The sequence below is a fragment of the Candidatus Binatia bacterium genome (assembly GCA_036504975.1).
In the GTDB taxonomy this organism is placed as follows: domain Bacteria; phylum Desulfobacterota; class Binatia; order UBA9968; family UBA9968; genus JAJPJQ01.
This window is the reverse complement of the sequence record DASXUF010000119.1, coordinates 13,904-28,293: the sequence shown is the minus strand read 5'-3', so window position 1 is coordinate 28,293 and position 14,390 is coordinate 13,904. Positions and strand designations below refer to the sequence as shown.

Below are 14,390 nucleotides of genomic sequence, written 5' to 3'. Positions count from 1 at the left end.
CTCTCGAAGGGTCGTGCTCTTCGTGGTGACAAACTTTCTGACCACGAAGGATCGGCCAAAAAGAGAGGCTGATCAGCCTCAGGCTGACACGAAGCACACGAAGCCCGGATTCGCCGGCTCTACTCGAGAATTTTCTGCCATTTGGCCAGTACCTTTTGTTTCAACTCCGCGCTCGACGACGCGGTCTTGGGAAATTCGCGAATCCAATCGTACGGCTTGCAGGCATCGATCACCGCGCGCGCGCCGAAGGCGACCTTCGCGCCTTTGGAGTAGATCGGATCGAGCGGGCTCGTGTAGGTGTTGGGGATGACGTCGATGTCCTTCTCCGGATTCGATCGCGTGCCGATCGCCCAGAGGACCTCGTTGATGTTCGCCGGATCGATGTCGTCGTCGACGACGACGACGTAGCGTCCCAGATGATTGCCCGCTGCCTGGCATTGCGCCGCGACGTGGCCCGCCTGGCGCGCGTGGCCGGGATAGCGCTGGCGAATCGATACCACGGCGAAAAAATTAACGCCCGCCGCTTCGTGATACCACACGCCCCTGATGTCGGCGATGCCGTCCCGGACGAGCGATTCTTTGACGTTGACCGACTTGATCAAGCAGCTCGCGTACGAGTAATCGTGCGGCGGCAGCCCCGGCGGCGAGCCGAGGTTGATCGGATCGTCTCTGTGGTAAAGCGCCTTGATGTCGATGACCGGCTCTTTGCCCCGTCCCGAGGCGTAGTAGCCTGTATATTCCCCGAACGGCCCTTCTTCGCGCAGCTCGCCGGGCGGCGAGAAACCCTCGAAGGCGAGCTCGCTGCCCGCGGGAAGGGGAAGGCCCGTCACCTCGCCGCGAATCACGGGAGCGGATTTTCCCATCACCGCGCCGAGATAGTTGTACTCCGATATTCCATAAGAGATGCCCATGCCCGAAATCATCAGGTAGAGCGGATGGTGCCCGAGCGAGACCGCGACCGGCGCCGCCTCGCCCCGCTCGTGATATTTTTTCACGTTGATCGCGCCGTGGTGCGCGGGAGAGATGTGGAGCGTGACGGTTTTCTTGTCCTGCAGCATCAATCGATAGGACCCGAAGTTGATCCGGCCGCTGTCGGGATCTTTCGTGACGACGACGCAGCCCGTGCCGAGATATTTGCCGCCGTCGTGCTCGTGCCACTTGGGCGCGGGAAACTGGAGCAGGTTCACTTGTCCGTCGCGATAGCGATGGCGTAAGAGCGGGGCGTCCGAAACGTCTTGCGTCGGAAAATCCGCCGCCCTCCGCTCGTACTCGCTCATCTTTCCCTCCAGGCGCGAAACGAGCTGATGGTCGGTATCTACGTCGCGGAAGCCGAGCGTCAGCGCGAGCCGCTTGGCGTTGAGCGTCGAGCCCGTGAGGATGCGATAGCCTTTGGGAAAACCGGGAATCTCGTCGAACAGAAGCGCCGGCCCGCGCCGCTGGCCGTTGATTTCCGTGATGACGCCGATTTCCAGATCGGTATCCGCGCCGTTGATCCTCTTCAACTGGCCGAGCGCGTCGGCCTCTTTCATCCAGCTTCTCAAGTCTTCCATGGATCCCCCTAGGGATGTCTCTGTCTTTGCCCCTCTTCCTTCGTGACCTTCGTGCTCTTCGTGGTCGAAAATTTTGTCACCACGAACGCTACTTCTTATACAACTGCTCGACGAAGCCCGAGCGCACCACGTCGCGCACCGGGGCTTCGTCGATGAAATCCTGCGGATTCGCGCCCCTGGCTTTGGGATTCGTGAGCGCGGCTTCTTCCAGTAGAAGTCTCACGTCGTCCGGGCGAATTTCCGGAACGGGCGAGAGCAACCGGTCGACGTGATAATGGTACGCCTGCTTGAGGATGTCCCCGTCGTCGGTGCGGGTGTAGCGGCCCAATATTTTCATCCCATCCGCCGGGCGCGTCTTGAGAAAATGCGTCGCCTCGATCTGCGACTTGATGAATCTTTGCATCACGTCGCGTTTGTCGCGCAGAAAACTTCGCTTCGCGACCAGCGCCGCCTGCGCATAGCGGATGCCGCTCTGCGACAGATCGACCAGCTCGCGCAGTCCCAGCCGCCTGGCGATGAACAGATACGGCACCGACATCATTCCCGACTCGACCACGCCGTTGGCCAGCGCCGTGAGGATGTCCGCCGAAGTGCCGATCTGAATGAGAACCACGTCTTTGCCCGCTTCCAGCCCCTGGCTTTTCAGAAAATAGCGCGCGGCGAAGTCCAAAGTCCCGCCGAACCGGGTCACGCCCAACTTCTTGCCGCGGAGCTGCGCGATGTTATTGATGGACGCCGCGGAGTAAACCGAAAACACCCAGGTATGAACATTGGTCCCGAAGATCGCGAGGTCGTTGAAGCCCTGAAGCTGGGCGATAATGCCGCCGGTGCCGCCGCCGGCGAGAACGTCGATCTGGCCGGCGAGGAGAGCGGCCATGCCGCGCGTGGACGATCCGACCTGGATCACTTCGACCGCGAGATCGTGCTTTTTGAAGAATCCGGCGTCTTGGGCCGTCCACAGCGGCAAGAACGAAGCCGTCGGCGCCGGATACGCGACGCGGAGCGAAGTCGCGGCAATCGCTCGATCCGATACCCAAGCGATCCACACGCAGATAATCGCAGCGATGAGCCGAACCGTCATTTATAAAGCTCCTTCACGAAACCCGACTTCACCACGTTTTCCATCAACGGCGCATAAATTAACTCGGCGGGATTGACCTCCAGCGCTTTGGGATTGGTCTCGCCCATCTGCTCGAACACCGCCTTGAGATCTTCCGGCTCGATGCCGGGAACCTGGGGCCAGACTTTGTGCACGTATTCGTCGTAAGTCTGACCGAGCGCTTCGGCGTCGCTCGTCCTCGTGTAGCGCGCCAGGATGCTCAGAGCTTCGGCGCGGCGCGTCTTGACGAAGTGGATCGCTTCGATGACGGCGCGAAGGAAGGCTTCCATGCGCGCCCGGTTGTCGACGAGAAAACTCTTCTTGGCCAAAAAAGCGTTCGACGCGTAGCGCGCGCCGCTCTGCGTCAGGTCGGCCAGCTCGCGATAGCCCATCTTCTTGGCGACGAAGTTCTGCGGCACCGCCACGGTGCCCGCGTCGATGGCGCCGCGCGCCAGCGCCGGCGTCAATTCCGATTGGCTGCCCACCTGGATCATGGCCAGGTCCTTGCGCGGGTCGAGACCCGCGCGCTTCAAGAAAAACCTCGCGGCGAAATCGCCGACGCCGCCGAAGCGGCTGACGCCTAATTTTTTGCCGCGGAGACCCGACGGCTCGGTGATGGAAGGATGCGCGTAGACGAAGAAGTTCAGCCGGTTGTTCAAGCTGGCGAAGAGCGCGAGGTCGCGATAGCCCTGGAGGTACGAGGCGATGCCGCCGACCCCACCGCCGGCGACGACGTCCAGATTGCCGCTGAAGAGCGCGGCGATGGCGATGGACGACGAGCCGACGTAGACCAGCTCGACGGCGGCGCCGTGCTTGTCGAAAAAATTTCTCTCTTTCGCCACCCACAGCGGCAGCTGCGACGCCGTCGGCGCGGGATACGAGACGCGGAGAGAAGACGGCGCGGCAGCCCGCGCGGGAATCGGCGCAAGACCGATCCAGGCAAATAATATTAAAAAACCGATTCGCGCCCGCTTGAAAATTTCATTTCGCATAGAGCTTCTCGACGAACCCGCTTGCGACCACGTCCTTGACGATGGATCCGTAAATCAGATCGGCGGGATCGATTTCGCGGGCCTTGGGGTTGCTCTCCGCCAGCTCCTCTAGAACCAGCTTGAGATCTTCCGGTTGAATTTCCGGCACGCGCGGCCAGATGACCCGGTTGTGAAAATCGAAGGTCTGACCCAAAACTTTCGCGTCGTCCAGCCGGGTGTAGCGGGCGAGAATTTTTATTCCGTCGTCGCGGCGCGTCCGGATCAAGTGAAGGGCTTCGATCAGGGCGCGAACCACTCCTTCCATCTGCGCCTTGTTCTGTGCCAGAAACTGCCTGCGCGCCAGCATCGACGACGAGGCGTAGCGCGCGCCGCTCTGCGTGAGATCGGCCAGCTCTCGATAACCGAGTTCCTTGGCCTTGATGTCGTAGGGAAACGCCATCGTGCCCGCGTCGATCGATCCGGCCGTCAGCGCCGACAGGATATCCTGCACCCGGCCGACCTGAATCAACGTCACGTCCCGGCCCGGATCGAAACCCGTCTGCTTGAGGAAATGGCGCGTCGCGAAGTCCATGGTCCCGCCGAAGCGCGTCACGCCGACCCGCTTGCCGCGCACGCCTTGCAGGCTCGCAATCGACGGATGGCCGTAAATGGTAAAGACGAACTTGTTGTTCATCGCGGCGAAAAAAACCAGGTCGCGCTGCCCGCGCAGATACGCGTTCGGTCCGGCCGCGCCGCCGCCGCCGAGGATGTCGATCTCGCCGGCGAAAAAAGCCGACAGCGACAGCGGCGAGGAACCGACGTGAACCAGCTCGACGTCGAGGCCGTTCTTGGCGAAGAAGCCCGCGTCTTTGGCGACCCAGAGAGGGAGATAGACGGTGACCGGCGCGGGATAGGAGATGCGCAGCGTCTTGCGCTGCGCAAAGGAAATCGCCGACGGAAGGAGAAAAAAGATCAGGCAGAGGAAAAAAAAACATCGTTTGTTCATAAATTCAGTGACGCCTCCAATATAACCCCGTCATTCCGTACCCCCTCTTTTTCTCCCCCTTAGCAAGGGGGAGATTTAAGAGGGGGTTTTGAATTTCGCCGGAAACACATTTCTTCACTCATCGCTCGTTTCTCCTTGTTCCACATGCATGAAGCCGAGGTTTTCCATCAGCGGGCGGCTGTGATGGACCAGCAGCCGCGCCGGATCCTCGCCCATGTTGAAGTGCTGGTGCCACGCGAAGACCGGAATGCAGAGAACGTCGCCTTCAGCCCAATCGTATCTCCGGTCTTCGATCATGCTGTAGCCGCGCCCGGACAAAATATAATTCACCTCTTCGTACATATGCCGGTGCGCGCCCGAGCGTTTGCCGGGCGAAATCTCAGCCACGAGGGTGCCAAGGACTCGCATGAGAAAGCCGGTGCGCGGGTCGATGACATAGCGAAGACGGCCCATCGCCGTCTTTTCAAAATCGATCCCGGCGCCTTTCACCAACACGCGGCTCTGGCGGCGGCGTTTTTCCTCGCCGCCGGAAAACAACAAATGCTGCCGGTAATGGGCGTCCGTCGAGCTCAGCGGCTCGCGCGCCGACTCCTCGGCGAGCCGGACGCGCGTGCTGTCGTCCGCGCCGGGGATCAGCGACTTCATCGCGCTCTCGCTTTTGTGGCCGAAAACCCAGTAGTCCGGATAGCGCTCGTCCTCGTACACCGCGAGGCCGAGAGACAAAGACAGCGGGCCGGTGGTCGCCGCCAGATATATAAAGTCCTTGTCGCCGGTGTTGACGTGCCGGTGCCAGGAGAACATCGGCACGCTGATGAAATCCCCCGGCTCCCAGTCGTAGCGCGCGCCGTCGACGATGCTGTGGCCGTTGCCCCGCAGCACGTGGAGCACCGCCTCGACCGTATGGCGATGCCCCAGCGTCTTCCACCCCATGCCCTCTTCCTCGCCCGCGGGAATGCGGTTGATCCAGAAGCGAAACGTCCGGTGATTGAAGCCCAGGCGCGGATCGACGAGATAGAGATGGGAATTCGTTTCAAACTGCGTGCGGATTTCCTCGGCTTTGATCTGCACCGGCGTCTGTTGCCGCCGCTTCGCCTCTTCCTTGGCGAAGCGGACCGACTCCATCACCATCCGCTCGTGCTCTTCGGGTTTAAGGACCGCCATATTTACCTCGAAGGGTGCGCCAGACCGGCGAGGATTTTTTCCGCCGTGACCGGCAGGTCCATGATTCTCACGCCCGTCGCGTTGTAAATCGCATTCGCGATTGCCGGCGCGACGATGCTGATTCCCGCTTCCGCCACCGCTTTCACGCCGTAAAGTCCGGGGCCTTCTTTGGCGCGCACCAACGAGGTAAGCAGCGGCGGAACGTCTTTGATGTTGGGTATCTTGTAATCGCCTAGGCTCAGAGTGAGCACCCGCCCTTCGTCCACGGCCATTTCCTCCATCAACGAATAGCCCACTCCCTGGACGATCGCGCCGTCGATCTGTCTCTGGTGAATGACCGGATTGATGACTTTGGTCACGTCGTAAGTAAAATAGAGCTTCGCGACGCGGACGGCGCCGGTTTCGAGGTCGACTTCGACGTCTGCGGCGATCGCCTGAAAGGAATAGACCGAAGGTTTTTTCTCGGCCTTGTAATGGCCGTAGCCTTTGAGCGGCGCCTCGATCATGCGGGCCAGATCGTCGAGGCCGAGATTTTTGGCTTTTCGGCCGTTCACCAACCACGCCTTACCCGCTTGCCACTCGACTTGGCCGGCGGCGACTCTCCAGTACGCCGCGGCCTGTGCTTTGAGACACGCGATAAAATCTTCTTCCGCCGCTTCTTTATCGACGGCCGCGACGCCCGCGACCTTTTCGCCGCAATATAAAACTTTTTCCCGCGCGAAGATCGGCTTGTCCTGCAAGGTGTAGCCTTCGCGCCGCGGCGACACGTCGCCCGCCGCGATCACCGCTTTGACGCCGGGAACTTTCTTGGCCTTTGCCGTATCGACGTTCAGGATGCGCGCGTGCGGCAGCGGGCTGCGATAAAATTTTCCCCACAGCGTTCCCGCGCCCGGAACGTCGGCCGCGTAAACGCACGCGCCGCTCACCTTGGCGGGGCCGTCGACGCGCGCGACCGGCCGTCCGACCGTCGAAGAATTCATCAGCCTGGAATCGTCCTTACGGGCTTTGTTTGTAAAGTTTGTCCGCAAAGCCGGATGCGATGACGTTTTTCACGATCTGGCCGTAGATCAAATCGGCCGGGCTTATCTCGCGCGCCTTCGGATTTCTTTCGCCGAGCTCCTCCAGGGCCAGCTTCAGATCCTCCGGCTGGATCTGCGGCACCCTGGGCCAGATCTTTTGCATGTGGAAATCGAAATCCTGGCCGAGAAGCTCCATGTCGGAGAGGCGCGTGTAGCGCGAAATAATCTTGAGCGCCTCGGTCCGGTGCGACCTCAAATAATGAATCGACTCGATCAGCGCTTTGACGAACCGCTCCATCTGGGGTTCGTTTTCCGCCAGAAAACGCCGCCGGCCGACGAAGGCGGTCGTGGCGTACGGCGTGTCCATCTGGCTCAAATCGGCAAGCTCGCGGTAGCCGAGCTTTTTTAGAATCAGGTGATGCGGGAACGAGACCGTGCCGGCCTCGACGGAGCCGGCGACCAGCGCGGTGGCGATATCCGGCACGCGGCCGAGCTGGATCAGATTCAGGTCCTTGCGGGCGTCGATTCCCTGTTGTCTGAGAAAATAGCGCGTCGCAAAATCGAGGCTGCCGCCGAATCTCGTGATGCCGAGTTTTTTTCCCTTGAGCCCCTCCAAGGTCGTAATCGACGGATGGGAGAAGAGCGAGAAGACAAACCGGTTGTTCATGCGCGCGAAGATCTGCAGCCCCCGCTCTCCCTGGAGATAGGCGGTCGGCGCCACGGTGCCGCCCCCGGACAGGACCTGAGTCTCGTCGGTGGTGATGAGCGCGGACACGGCGATGGGCGACGAGCCGACGTGGACGATCTCCACGTCGAGCCCCTGTTTTTTAAAAAAGCCGGCGTCGGCGGCCGCCCAGAGTGGAAGGTAGACGGTCGCGGGCGCCGAGAAAGAGACGCGCAAGCTCCGTTCGGCCGCCGGAAGAATTTTCGGCGCGGCCGCAAACGCGAACGCCGAGAGAAGGATCAAAAATAATTTCCGCATCGTCTTGCCCCCGTTACTTCACCTCAGATCCGCTCCAGCAGACGCTTCCACTTCTCCGCCACTTTCTTTTTCAGCTCCGCGCTCATCACATTGGTTGCCGGAAAATCCTTGATCCAACGAAAAGGCCGGCACGCGTCGATGACCATCTTGGAAGAGACGAAGTGGCCCTCTTCGCGGTCCGTCGGCGCGACGCGCGGATTGATGCCGCTCGTCGGGAATCCTTTCAGGACTTCCGTCTGCTCCGCCGGATCGCAGCGCGTCGTGATCGCCCAGAAGACGTCGCCGAGATCCGACGGATCGATGTCGTCATCGACGAGAATGACGAATCTTCCTAAGTGAACCGTGGCGCGCGCGCCGAGCGCGATCGCCGCCGCCTGGCGCGCGTGGCCTTCGTAGCGCTGCTTTAGCGAGATCACCGTCGCGAACGGGCCGTGGAGCCAGACGCCGCGCACGTCCTGGATGCCGGCCGCTTCCAACACCGACCACACGCCCGCCGCGGGCAGCGGGATGCCGAAATGATCCATCCCGGGCACCGGCTTCAACGGCGGATCGCCCTGGATGATCGGATCGTTTCGGTGCATGAGCGTTAACGCACGAACGACAGGTTCATTTCTGGTGCCCGTCGCGTAATAGCCGGTGCGCTCGCCGAAGGGTCCTTCGGGGCGGGCTTCTTTTTCGATCGGAAGGATTTCTCCTTCGACGACGATCTCCGCGTGCGCCGGAATCGGCAGCCCCGTTTTCTCGCCCTTCAGAACTTCAACCGGCTCGCCGCGAAGCCATCCGGCAACGCCGAGTTCGCCGACGCCCCAGGGCTCGCGCTGCGCCGCGGCCAGGTATAGCGCCGGGTCTTGTCCGAAAGAGACAACCACCGGACAGCTCTTGCCGCGCGCCCAATATTTCTCGACGATGAGCCGCCCGTGCTGGATGTGGTTGATAAAGATTCCGAGAGTTTTTTTATCGTGCACCTCGACGCGATAGACGCCCATGTTGACCCAGCCGTCGTCCGGATCCCGCGTGATCACGCAGCAGCCGGTGCCGATGTAGTAGCCGCCGTCCTTCTCGTGCCATTTCGGCGCGGGGAACTTGAGGAGATCTATTTTTTCGCCGGAGAAAACATTTTCCCTGACCGGACCATCGGCGACTTCGCGCGGCTCGACCCGCTTGAACGTCTTGAGCTTCTCTTTCCACGCCTTGACCAGATCGACGTTGCCGAGCGCCGGATCCAATCCGAGTCCGAGCGCCATTCTGCCGACGCCGCCCATCGTGCTGGCCGAGACGCGGTAGCCGGCGGGGAATCCTTTGATGTTGTCGAACAGCACCATCGGGTGCTTGGCCGTGCCGGCGACGATTTCCGCCAGAGCGCCGATCTCCTCGTCGCGGTCCGCTCCGTCGATCTTCAGAAGATCGCCGTACTCTTCGACTTTTTCGAGATAATCTCTCAGGTTTTGGAACGGCATGCTGAAGCTCCCGAGATCCTCTTGCTTTGCGTCTCTTCCTTCGTGTGCTTCGTGTCCTTCGTGGTCAAAAATTTAATCACCACGAAGAGGCCAGCGCGGCTACGCCGCAACCAAATCGGAGTGACTCGCGCAAAGGCGCAAAGGACGCCAAGGTTCTTCAAATCCCCCTCTTTCCCCCTTTGTCAAAGGGGGATGAAAGGGGGATTTCTCGATTTCTTTGCGTTCTTGGCATCTTGGCGCGATCAAACCCATATTATTAACGAAGGCCACGAAGGCTTTAAGTTCTCGCCGTAGCATCCAGCTCGGCGTATAGCTGCGGATCGATCCGGCAAGCGATGCGCATGCAGAGGTCTTCCATCGTGTGGAAGGCTCTTTTGAAGCGGACCGCGGCGCGCACGCCCTCCTGCTGCTCATCCGTCACGGCGTATTTTCGGATCAGGTCGTGGGTCGACGCGCCGTGCTCGATGTCGAGCTCGGAATGGAGCGTGAAATGACCCAATGCCGAATCTGGGACACCGTAGAATTTGGACAGGGCCCGCGCCATGTTCATGCCCTCGCCCGAGGGGCCCGTGCCGCCGTCTTCATCGAAGCTCATCGCCGAGCCTTCGAGCCAGCTATGGTCGCGCGCGTAATTCACCCAGGAATCGACCAGAAGCCGGTACTCCGGAGAGAGATCGCGGAAGTCTTCCATCTCCGCGCGGCTGATTCCCAAGCCTTCGCCCAGTTGCGCCCACAGCTCGGCGTGCGGCCCGACTTTCCCGCCCATCACGCGATCGTCCTCCTCTTCGAGATACTTCTTCACGCGCTCCATTCGAATCTCTCTGATCGGGCAATTGGCCAAAATGTAGAGCTCCTTGCGCGGCACGTTGACGCGATAATAATGGATCTGCTTGACCCACAGCTTGACTTGATCTTTGCCGAGCTTTCCCTGGACGATCAGCGCTCGCGTCGGCCGTTCCTCGCGACGCGGTCGCCTCGCGCGTAAAAGCTCTGCGACGAATTCGTCGGGCGGCTTGGGCATCTTGATCCCTCCTTGTTCAGCAGCCTCCTAGAAAGCTGCTATAAGAGCTTCTCGTGCTTCGACAGGCTCAGCACGAACGGAAAATCTTCAACAAGGCAACTCCTGCTCCGTTCGCCCTGAGCATCGTCGAAGGGTGAACGGTACGTCCTTCAATAGACTCAAGGCTCTATCCAAACCCGGGAAAAACCGGCAGCGACCGTGTTGAAGCGATCGCCTCCGTCGCTATTGAAGCCCCGCACCTTCTGTCGATAGGTGAAATAGCGCGGCACGAAGGCGAGCGAGATGGCCGGAATTTCTTGATGGAGAATCCCGAGCGCTTTGGCGTAAAGCTCGTAACGCTTTTTCGCATCCTGGATCTTCGAAGCCTCCGCCATCAGCCGGTCAAAGTCTTTATTGCAATACCCCGCCTGGTTCTGGCCGCGTCGTTTGGCCGCCACTTCCTCGGGATTACAGCCATACTCCACCGAATAATCGTCCCCCGGATCGTTGGGCACGTCCATCCCGCTTAGCACCGCCATAAAATCACCCGCGCGGGTCCGCTTCTCGCGCGCCGCGCTCTCCAGAAGCGCAACCCTGGTTTTGATCCCCGCGCTGGTCAGTTGCTCGCGAAGGATTTGGGTCTCCGACTCTTCGCCGATGCGTCCCAAAATTTCCACTTCAAAGTCGGCGCCGACTTTTGCTTCCTTGAGAAGAGTCTTGACCTTCGCCAAATCCCGCTTGGCCTCCGGCAGCTTCACGTACCAGGGGTTCTCCGTCGGAATCGCGTGGTTCGCCGGTTCCCCAAGACCCCAGAAGGCCCCTTCGAGATAATTTTTTTTGTCCAGCGCGTAAAGCACGGCCAGGCGCAGCTTGAGATCGTTAAAGGGAGGATTCACAACGTTGAATATCAGGCGGCGAAAGCCGGCATATTTGGCTTCCGTAAACCTGATCTCCGGGAATTCTCGGTTCAATATTTTCTTCACAAAGGCGTAGGGAGTCCTCTCGATCATATCGAGGTCGCCGGCGCGCAGCGAGGCAAAACGAACCTGCTCGTCCTCCACCGGTTTGAGCACCAGCTCGTCCAGGTAGGGAACGCCTTTCTGCCAGTAGTTCTTGTTGCGCACAAAAACTATTTCTCTTGCGGTTTTGTATTCTTTGAATTCAAAAGGTCCGGTCCCGGGAGGGGGACCGGGCAGATTGCTCTGAGCCGCCGGCACCGACCCCTTGGGGAGAACGGGGAAGGAAGCCTCCATCGACGCCAACAGGTTAAGAAAGATCGCCTGCGGCTCCCTCAGGAGAAACTCCACGGTGAACTTGTCCTTGACGCTCACCGTCTGCACTCTCTCCAGGAAGTTGACGCCGGTCGCCGCGTTCTTGGGATCCTTGGCGTAGTCGGCGCTCCACTTCACGTCTTCCGCGGTGAGATCCTCGCCGTTGTGGAATTTGACCCCCCGCCTGAGCCTGATCGTGTAAACCTTGCTGTCGGGAGAGATCGTCCAGGAGTCGGCGAGGGCCGGGACAAGCTGGCCCTTCGCGTCGTAGTCGAGAAGCGTTTCATAGGCGATCTGCCGCACGTATTTGTTGGTCGAGCGGGTGCGAACAAAAGGATTCAAGCCGCTGATGTCGCGAGTCAGGCCGAAAACCAGACGCCCCCCGTATCTCGGGGATTCCGCCGCCTCCAACAATCCGGCGGAAAGAACGACGCTCAAAAACGACGCCGCAATGCGCAAGCAGTTCATAAAGCCCCCTGAGCTGCGTTTCATAATCGCGCAGCCAAAACTCCGGCACCAACTCTCTCAAACTTTCGCATGACCTCTTAAACCGTCGAGAATTTTTTCCGCGGTGATTGGAAGCTCCGTGATCCGCACGCCGGTCGCGTTGTAGACCGCGTTCGCCACCGCCGGCGCGACGATGCTGACACCCGCCTCCGCCACCGCCTTCGCGCCGAACGGGCCGGGACCGACCTTCGCTTGAACGAGCGAGGTCGTGAGCGGCACGTTGTCGGCGATGTTGGGAAGCTTGTAGTCGCCGAGCGTCACCGTCGTCACGCGGCCGTCATCGACCTTTAACTCTTCGGTCAGGGCGTAGCCCAGGCCTTGAACGACGCCGCCGTCGATCTGTCCTTGATGAATCAGCGGGTTGATGATCGTGCCCACGTCGTAGACGAAATAAAGTTGCTTCAAGTCCACCGCGCCGGTTTCGCGGTCCACCTCGATGTCGACGACGATCGCCTGAAAAGAATAGACGTGCGGCTTGTGTCCTTTGAACTCGCCGAACCCCTTGAGCGGAAGCTTCGAAAGACCGGCCAATTCTTTCAAGCCCAGCCGTTTCTTTTTCCCGTTGTCCTTCACGACCGCCGCGCCGCCGGCCCAGGAAATCTTTTCCGCCGGCGCGCCCCAGTGAGAAGCCGCGAGAGCGCGCAGATTGTCGATCAGGGAATTCGTTGCGCGCGCGACCGCCTGGCCTTCGACGTGGGTTCCGCGCGCGCCTTTGATTCCCTGGTCGTAAGGCGCGTTGGAGGTGTCCCTGACTTCGATGGCGATCGCATCCGGATCGACGCCGAGCAGCTCGGCCGCGACCTGGCGATGCATCGTATAGGCGCCGACGCCCTGATCGCCGACGCCGCTCAAGAGCCGGAGCGTTCCCTCGCGCTCCAGAAGCAATTCGAAGCTCGACTCGCCGTGGCCCACGTGGCGGTCGCCGAGCGCCATGCCGCGGCCGACGAGTTTGGTTTCCGCCGCGAATTTGGATCGCTTTTTGCGCCAGCCGGAAACCTTCGCCACGCGATCGATCACTTCGAGGCAGTGCGGATCTTCCAGCGCCTCTCCGGTCGCGCGCGTATCGCCTTCTTTCAGCGCGTTCTTGCGGCGAAAATCGATCGGGTCCATTCCCAGCGACTGCGCCATCAAATCCATATGGCTTTCGACGGCGAACAGAGTCTGGGTTTCTCCGGGCGCGCGGAAGTAGCCGCACGGGACTTGATTAGTGTAAACGCAATAACCTTCGAGGCGCGTGTTGGGAATGTTGTAAGAGCCGGCGACCATATACGCGCCGCTCATCGAGCCTTCGGGATTGGGCTTGAAAGCGCCGTAGGCGCCGCCGTTGTAGAAGGTCTTCCCCTCCCACGCCCACAGCCGGCCGTCATTCTTGACGCCGACGCGGAGAGAAACCACGGCCGAGTGGCGCGGCGTCGTGGCTCCCAGCTCCTCGCTGTAGTTTTTCACGAAGCGCACCGGCCGGCCGGTTTTTTTCGAGAGGTAGTAAGCCGCCGGATTCAAGAAAAGAAAATCCTTGGCGCCGAACGAGCCGCCCATGTTGCTGGGGTAAATCGTGATGTCCTCCGGCGGAAGCTCCAAATATTCCGACAGCACGCGCCGCAATTTGAAGAACGCTTGGTTCGCGACCCAAATGGCGACACGCCCTTCTCCATCGACTTCGACCGTGCAGGCGTAAGGTTCGAGGTAGCCCTGGTGCACGAGCTGCGTGCGATAACTTTTCTCGAAGACATAATCCGACTCGGCAAAGCCTTTCTCGATGTCCCCTTTTCTGCCGCGCACCAGCGTCTGGACGTTCTTCAGCTCCAGCGCCATGGTCTTCGGCCCCTTATACGTCGGGTAATCGGGATGCAGGATGGGCGCCTCGGGCTTCATCGCCTCGAGCGGATCGAACACCGCGGGCAGTTCTTCGTACTCGACGTCGATCAATTGCACCGCCTCTTCGGCCGTATCGGCGTCGACCGCCGCCACCGCCGCGATCTCCTCGCCGACGAAGCGCACGCGGTCGCGCGCCATCACCGGCATGTCTCTCAAGGTCGCGCCGACGAGCGTCGTCTTCATGTCCGCGGCGGTGACGACCGCCTTGACGCCGGGGAGGCTCAGCGCACGGCTCGTGTCTATAATAAGGATGCGCGCGTGCGGCAGCGGGCTGCGCAACACCTTGCCCCAGAGAGATCCAGGCCGAAGAATGTCCGCCGCGTAGCAGAGTCCGCCGCCGACTTTCGCCGCCCCCTCGACGCGGGGAAAGGATTTACCGATGACCTTGGATGCCTTCAACTTTCCAACTCCTGCATTTATGCTTCACTTCGCCGCATTCGCCTAGTGCCATCTCATCCCTCCGAAAGCGAGGGCGAGGGGCGCGAGGGAGAG

At 60.6% G+C, this 14,390-nt stretch carries 11 protein-coding genes; all 11 read right to left on the bottom strand.

Annotated features, from left to right (window positions below; genetic code table 11):
- Nucleotides 1–119 precede the first annotated feature (119 nt).
- Nucleotides 120–1,550: a UbiD family decarboxylase gene (locus VGL70_15990; GenBank protein ID HEY3305026.1), complete on the bottom strand. Its 1,431-nt coding sequence runs from the start codon at nucleotides 1,548–1,550 to the stop codon at nucleotides 120–122.
- A gap of 88 nt (nucleotides 1,551–1,638) precedes the next feature.
- Nucleotides 1,639–2,631: an ABC transporter substrate-binding protein gene (locus VGL70_15985; GenBank protein ID HEY3305025.1), complete on the bottom strand. Its 993-nt coding sequence runs from the start codon at nucleotides 2,629–2,631 to the stop codon at nucleotides 1,639–1,641.
- Complete coding sequence (locus VGL70_15980; GenBank protein ID HEY3305024.1) at nucleotides 2,628–3,641, bottom strand: ABC transporter substrate-binding protein; 1,014 nt, start codon at nucleotides 3,639–3,641, stop codon at nucleotides 2,628–2,630. Before VGL70_15980 ends, VGL70_15985 begins: the two co-directional genes overlap by 4 nt.
- Entirely contained in the window at nucleotides 3,631–4,626 is a 996-nt protein-coding gene (locus VGL70_15975) for an ABC transporter substrate-binding protein (GenBank protein ID HEY3305023.1), read from the bottom strand. The genes VGL70_15980 and VGL70_15975 overlap by 11 nt, the downstream gene beginning before the upstream one ends.
- Before the next feature lie 114 nt (nucleotides 4,627–4,740).
- Nucleotides 4,741–5,787, bottom strand: coding sequence for a cupin domain-containing protein (locus VGL70_15970; GenBank protein HEY3305022.1), 1,047 nt, complete (start codon nucleotides 5,785–5,787; stop codon nucleotides 4,741–4,743).
- Nucleotides 5,788–5,789: 2 nt separating this feature from the next.
- On the bottom strand, nucleotides 5,790–6,767 hold the full coding sequence (locus VGL70_15965; protein HEY3305021.1) for a molybdopterin cofactor-binding domain-containing protein: 978 nt from the start codon (nucleotides 6,765–6,767) through the stop codon (nucleotides 5,790–5,792).
- Between the two features lie 16 nt (nucleotides 6,768–6,783).
- Nucleotides 6,784–7,788, bottom strand: coding sequence for an ABC transporter substrate-binding protein (locus VGL70_15960; GenBank protein ID HEY3305020.1), 1,005 nt, complete (start codon nucleotides 7,786–7,788; stop codon nucleotides 6,784–6,786).
- 23 nt (nucleotides 7,789–7,811) lie between these two features.
- Nucleotides 7,812–9,245, bottom strand: a complete 1,434-nt coding sequence (locus VGL70_15955) for a UbiD family decarboxylase (GenBank protein ID HEY3305019.1) — start codon at nucleotides 9,243–9,245, stop codon at nucleotides 7,812–7,814.
- 277 nt (nucleotides 9,246–9,522) lie between these two features.
- Nucleotides 9,523–10,266 carry an iron-containing redox enzyme family protein gene (locus VGL70_15950; GenBank protein HEY3305018.1) on the bottom strand — a complete coding sequence of 248 codons (744 nt, stop codon included), beginning with the start codon at nucleotides 10,264–10,266 and terminating at the stop codon, nucleotides 9,523–9,525.
- Nucleotides 10,267–10,424: 158 nt separating this feature from the next.
- On the bottom strand, nucleotides 10,425–11,984 hold the full coding sequence (locus VGL70_15945; protein HEY3305017.1) for an ABC transporter substrate-binding protein: 1,560 nt from the start codon (nucleotides 11,982–11,984) through the stop codon (nucleotides 10,425–10,427).
- A 57-nt stretch (nucleotides 11,985–12,041) separates the two neighbouring features.
- On the bottom strand, nucleotides 12,042–14,297 hold the full coding sequence (locus VGL70_15940; protein HEY3305016.1) for a xanthine dehydrogenase family protein molybdopterin-binding subunit: 2,256 nt from the start codon (nucleotides 14,295–14,297) through the stop codon (nucleotides 12,042–12,044).
- Nucleotides 14,298–14,390: the final 93 nt, after the last annotated feature.

Bases quoted from the DNA above. Each gene is read 5' to 3' on its own strand.
- VGL70_15970 (HEY3305022.1), bottom strand. From the start codon at position 5,787: ATGGCGGTCCTTAAACCCGAAGAGCACGAGCGGATGGTGATGGAGTCG.
- VGL70_15955 (HEY3305019.1), bottom strand. From the start codon at position 9,245: ATGCCGTTCCAAAACCTGAGAGATTATCTCGAAAAAGTCGAAGAGTAC.
- VGL70_15985 (HEY3305025.1), bottom strand. From the start codon at position 2,631: ATGACGGTTCGGCTCATCGCTGCGATTATCTGCGTGTGGATCGCTTGG.
- VGL70_15945 (HEY3305017.1), bottom strand. From the start codon at position 11,984: ATGAACTGCTTGCGCATTGCGGCGTCGTTTTTGAGCGTCGTTCTTTCC.
- VGL70_15965 (HEY3305021.1), bottom strand. From the start codon at position 6,767: ATGAATTCTTCGACGGTCGGACGGCCGGTCGCGCGCGTCGACGGCCCC.
- VGL70_15950 (HEY3305018.1), bottom strand. From the start codon at position 10,266: ATGCCCAAGCCGCCCGACGAATTCGTCGCAGAGCTTTTACGCGCGAGG.
- VGL70_15975 (HEY3305023.1), bottom strand. From the start codon at position 4,626: ATGAACAAACGATGTTTTTTTTTCCTCTGCCTGATCTTTTTTCTCCTT.
- VGL70_15960 (HEY3305020.1), bottom strand. From the start codon at position 7,788: ATGCGGAAATTATTTTTGATCCTTCTCTCGGCGTTCGCGTTTGCGGCC.
- VGL70_15980 (HEY3305024.1), bottom strand. From the start codon at position 3,641: ATGCGAAATGAAATTTTCAAGCGGGCGCGAATCGGTTTTTTAATATTA.
- VGL70_15990 (HEY3305026.1), bottom strand. From the start codon at position 1,550: ATGGAAGACTTGAGAAGCTGGATGAAAGAGGCCGACGCGCTCGGCCAG.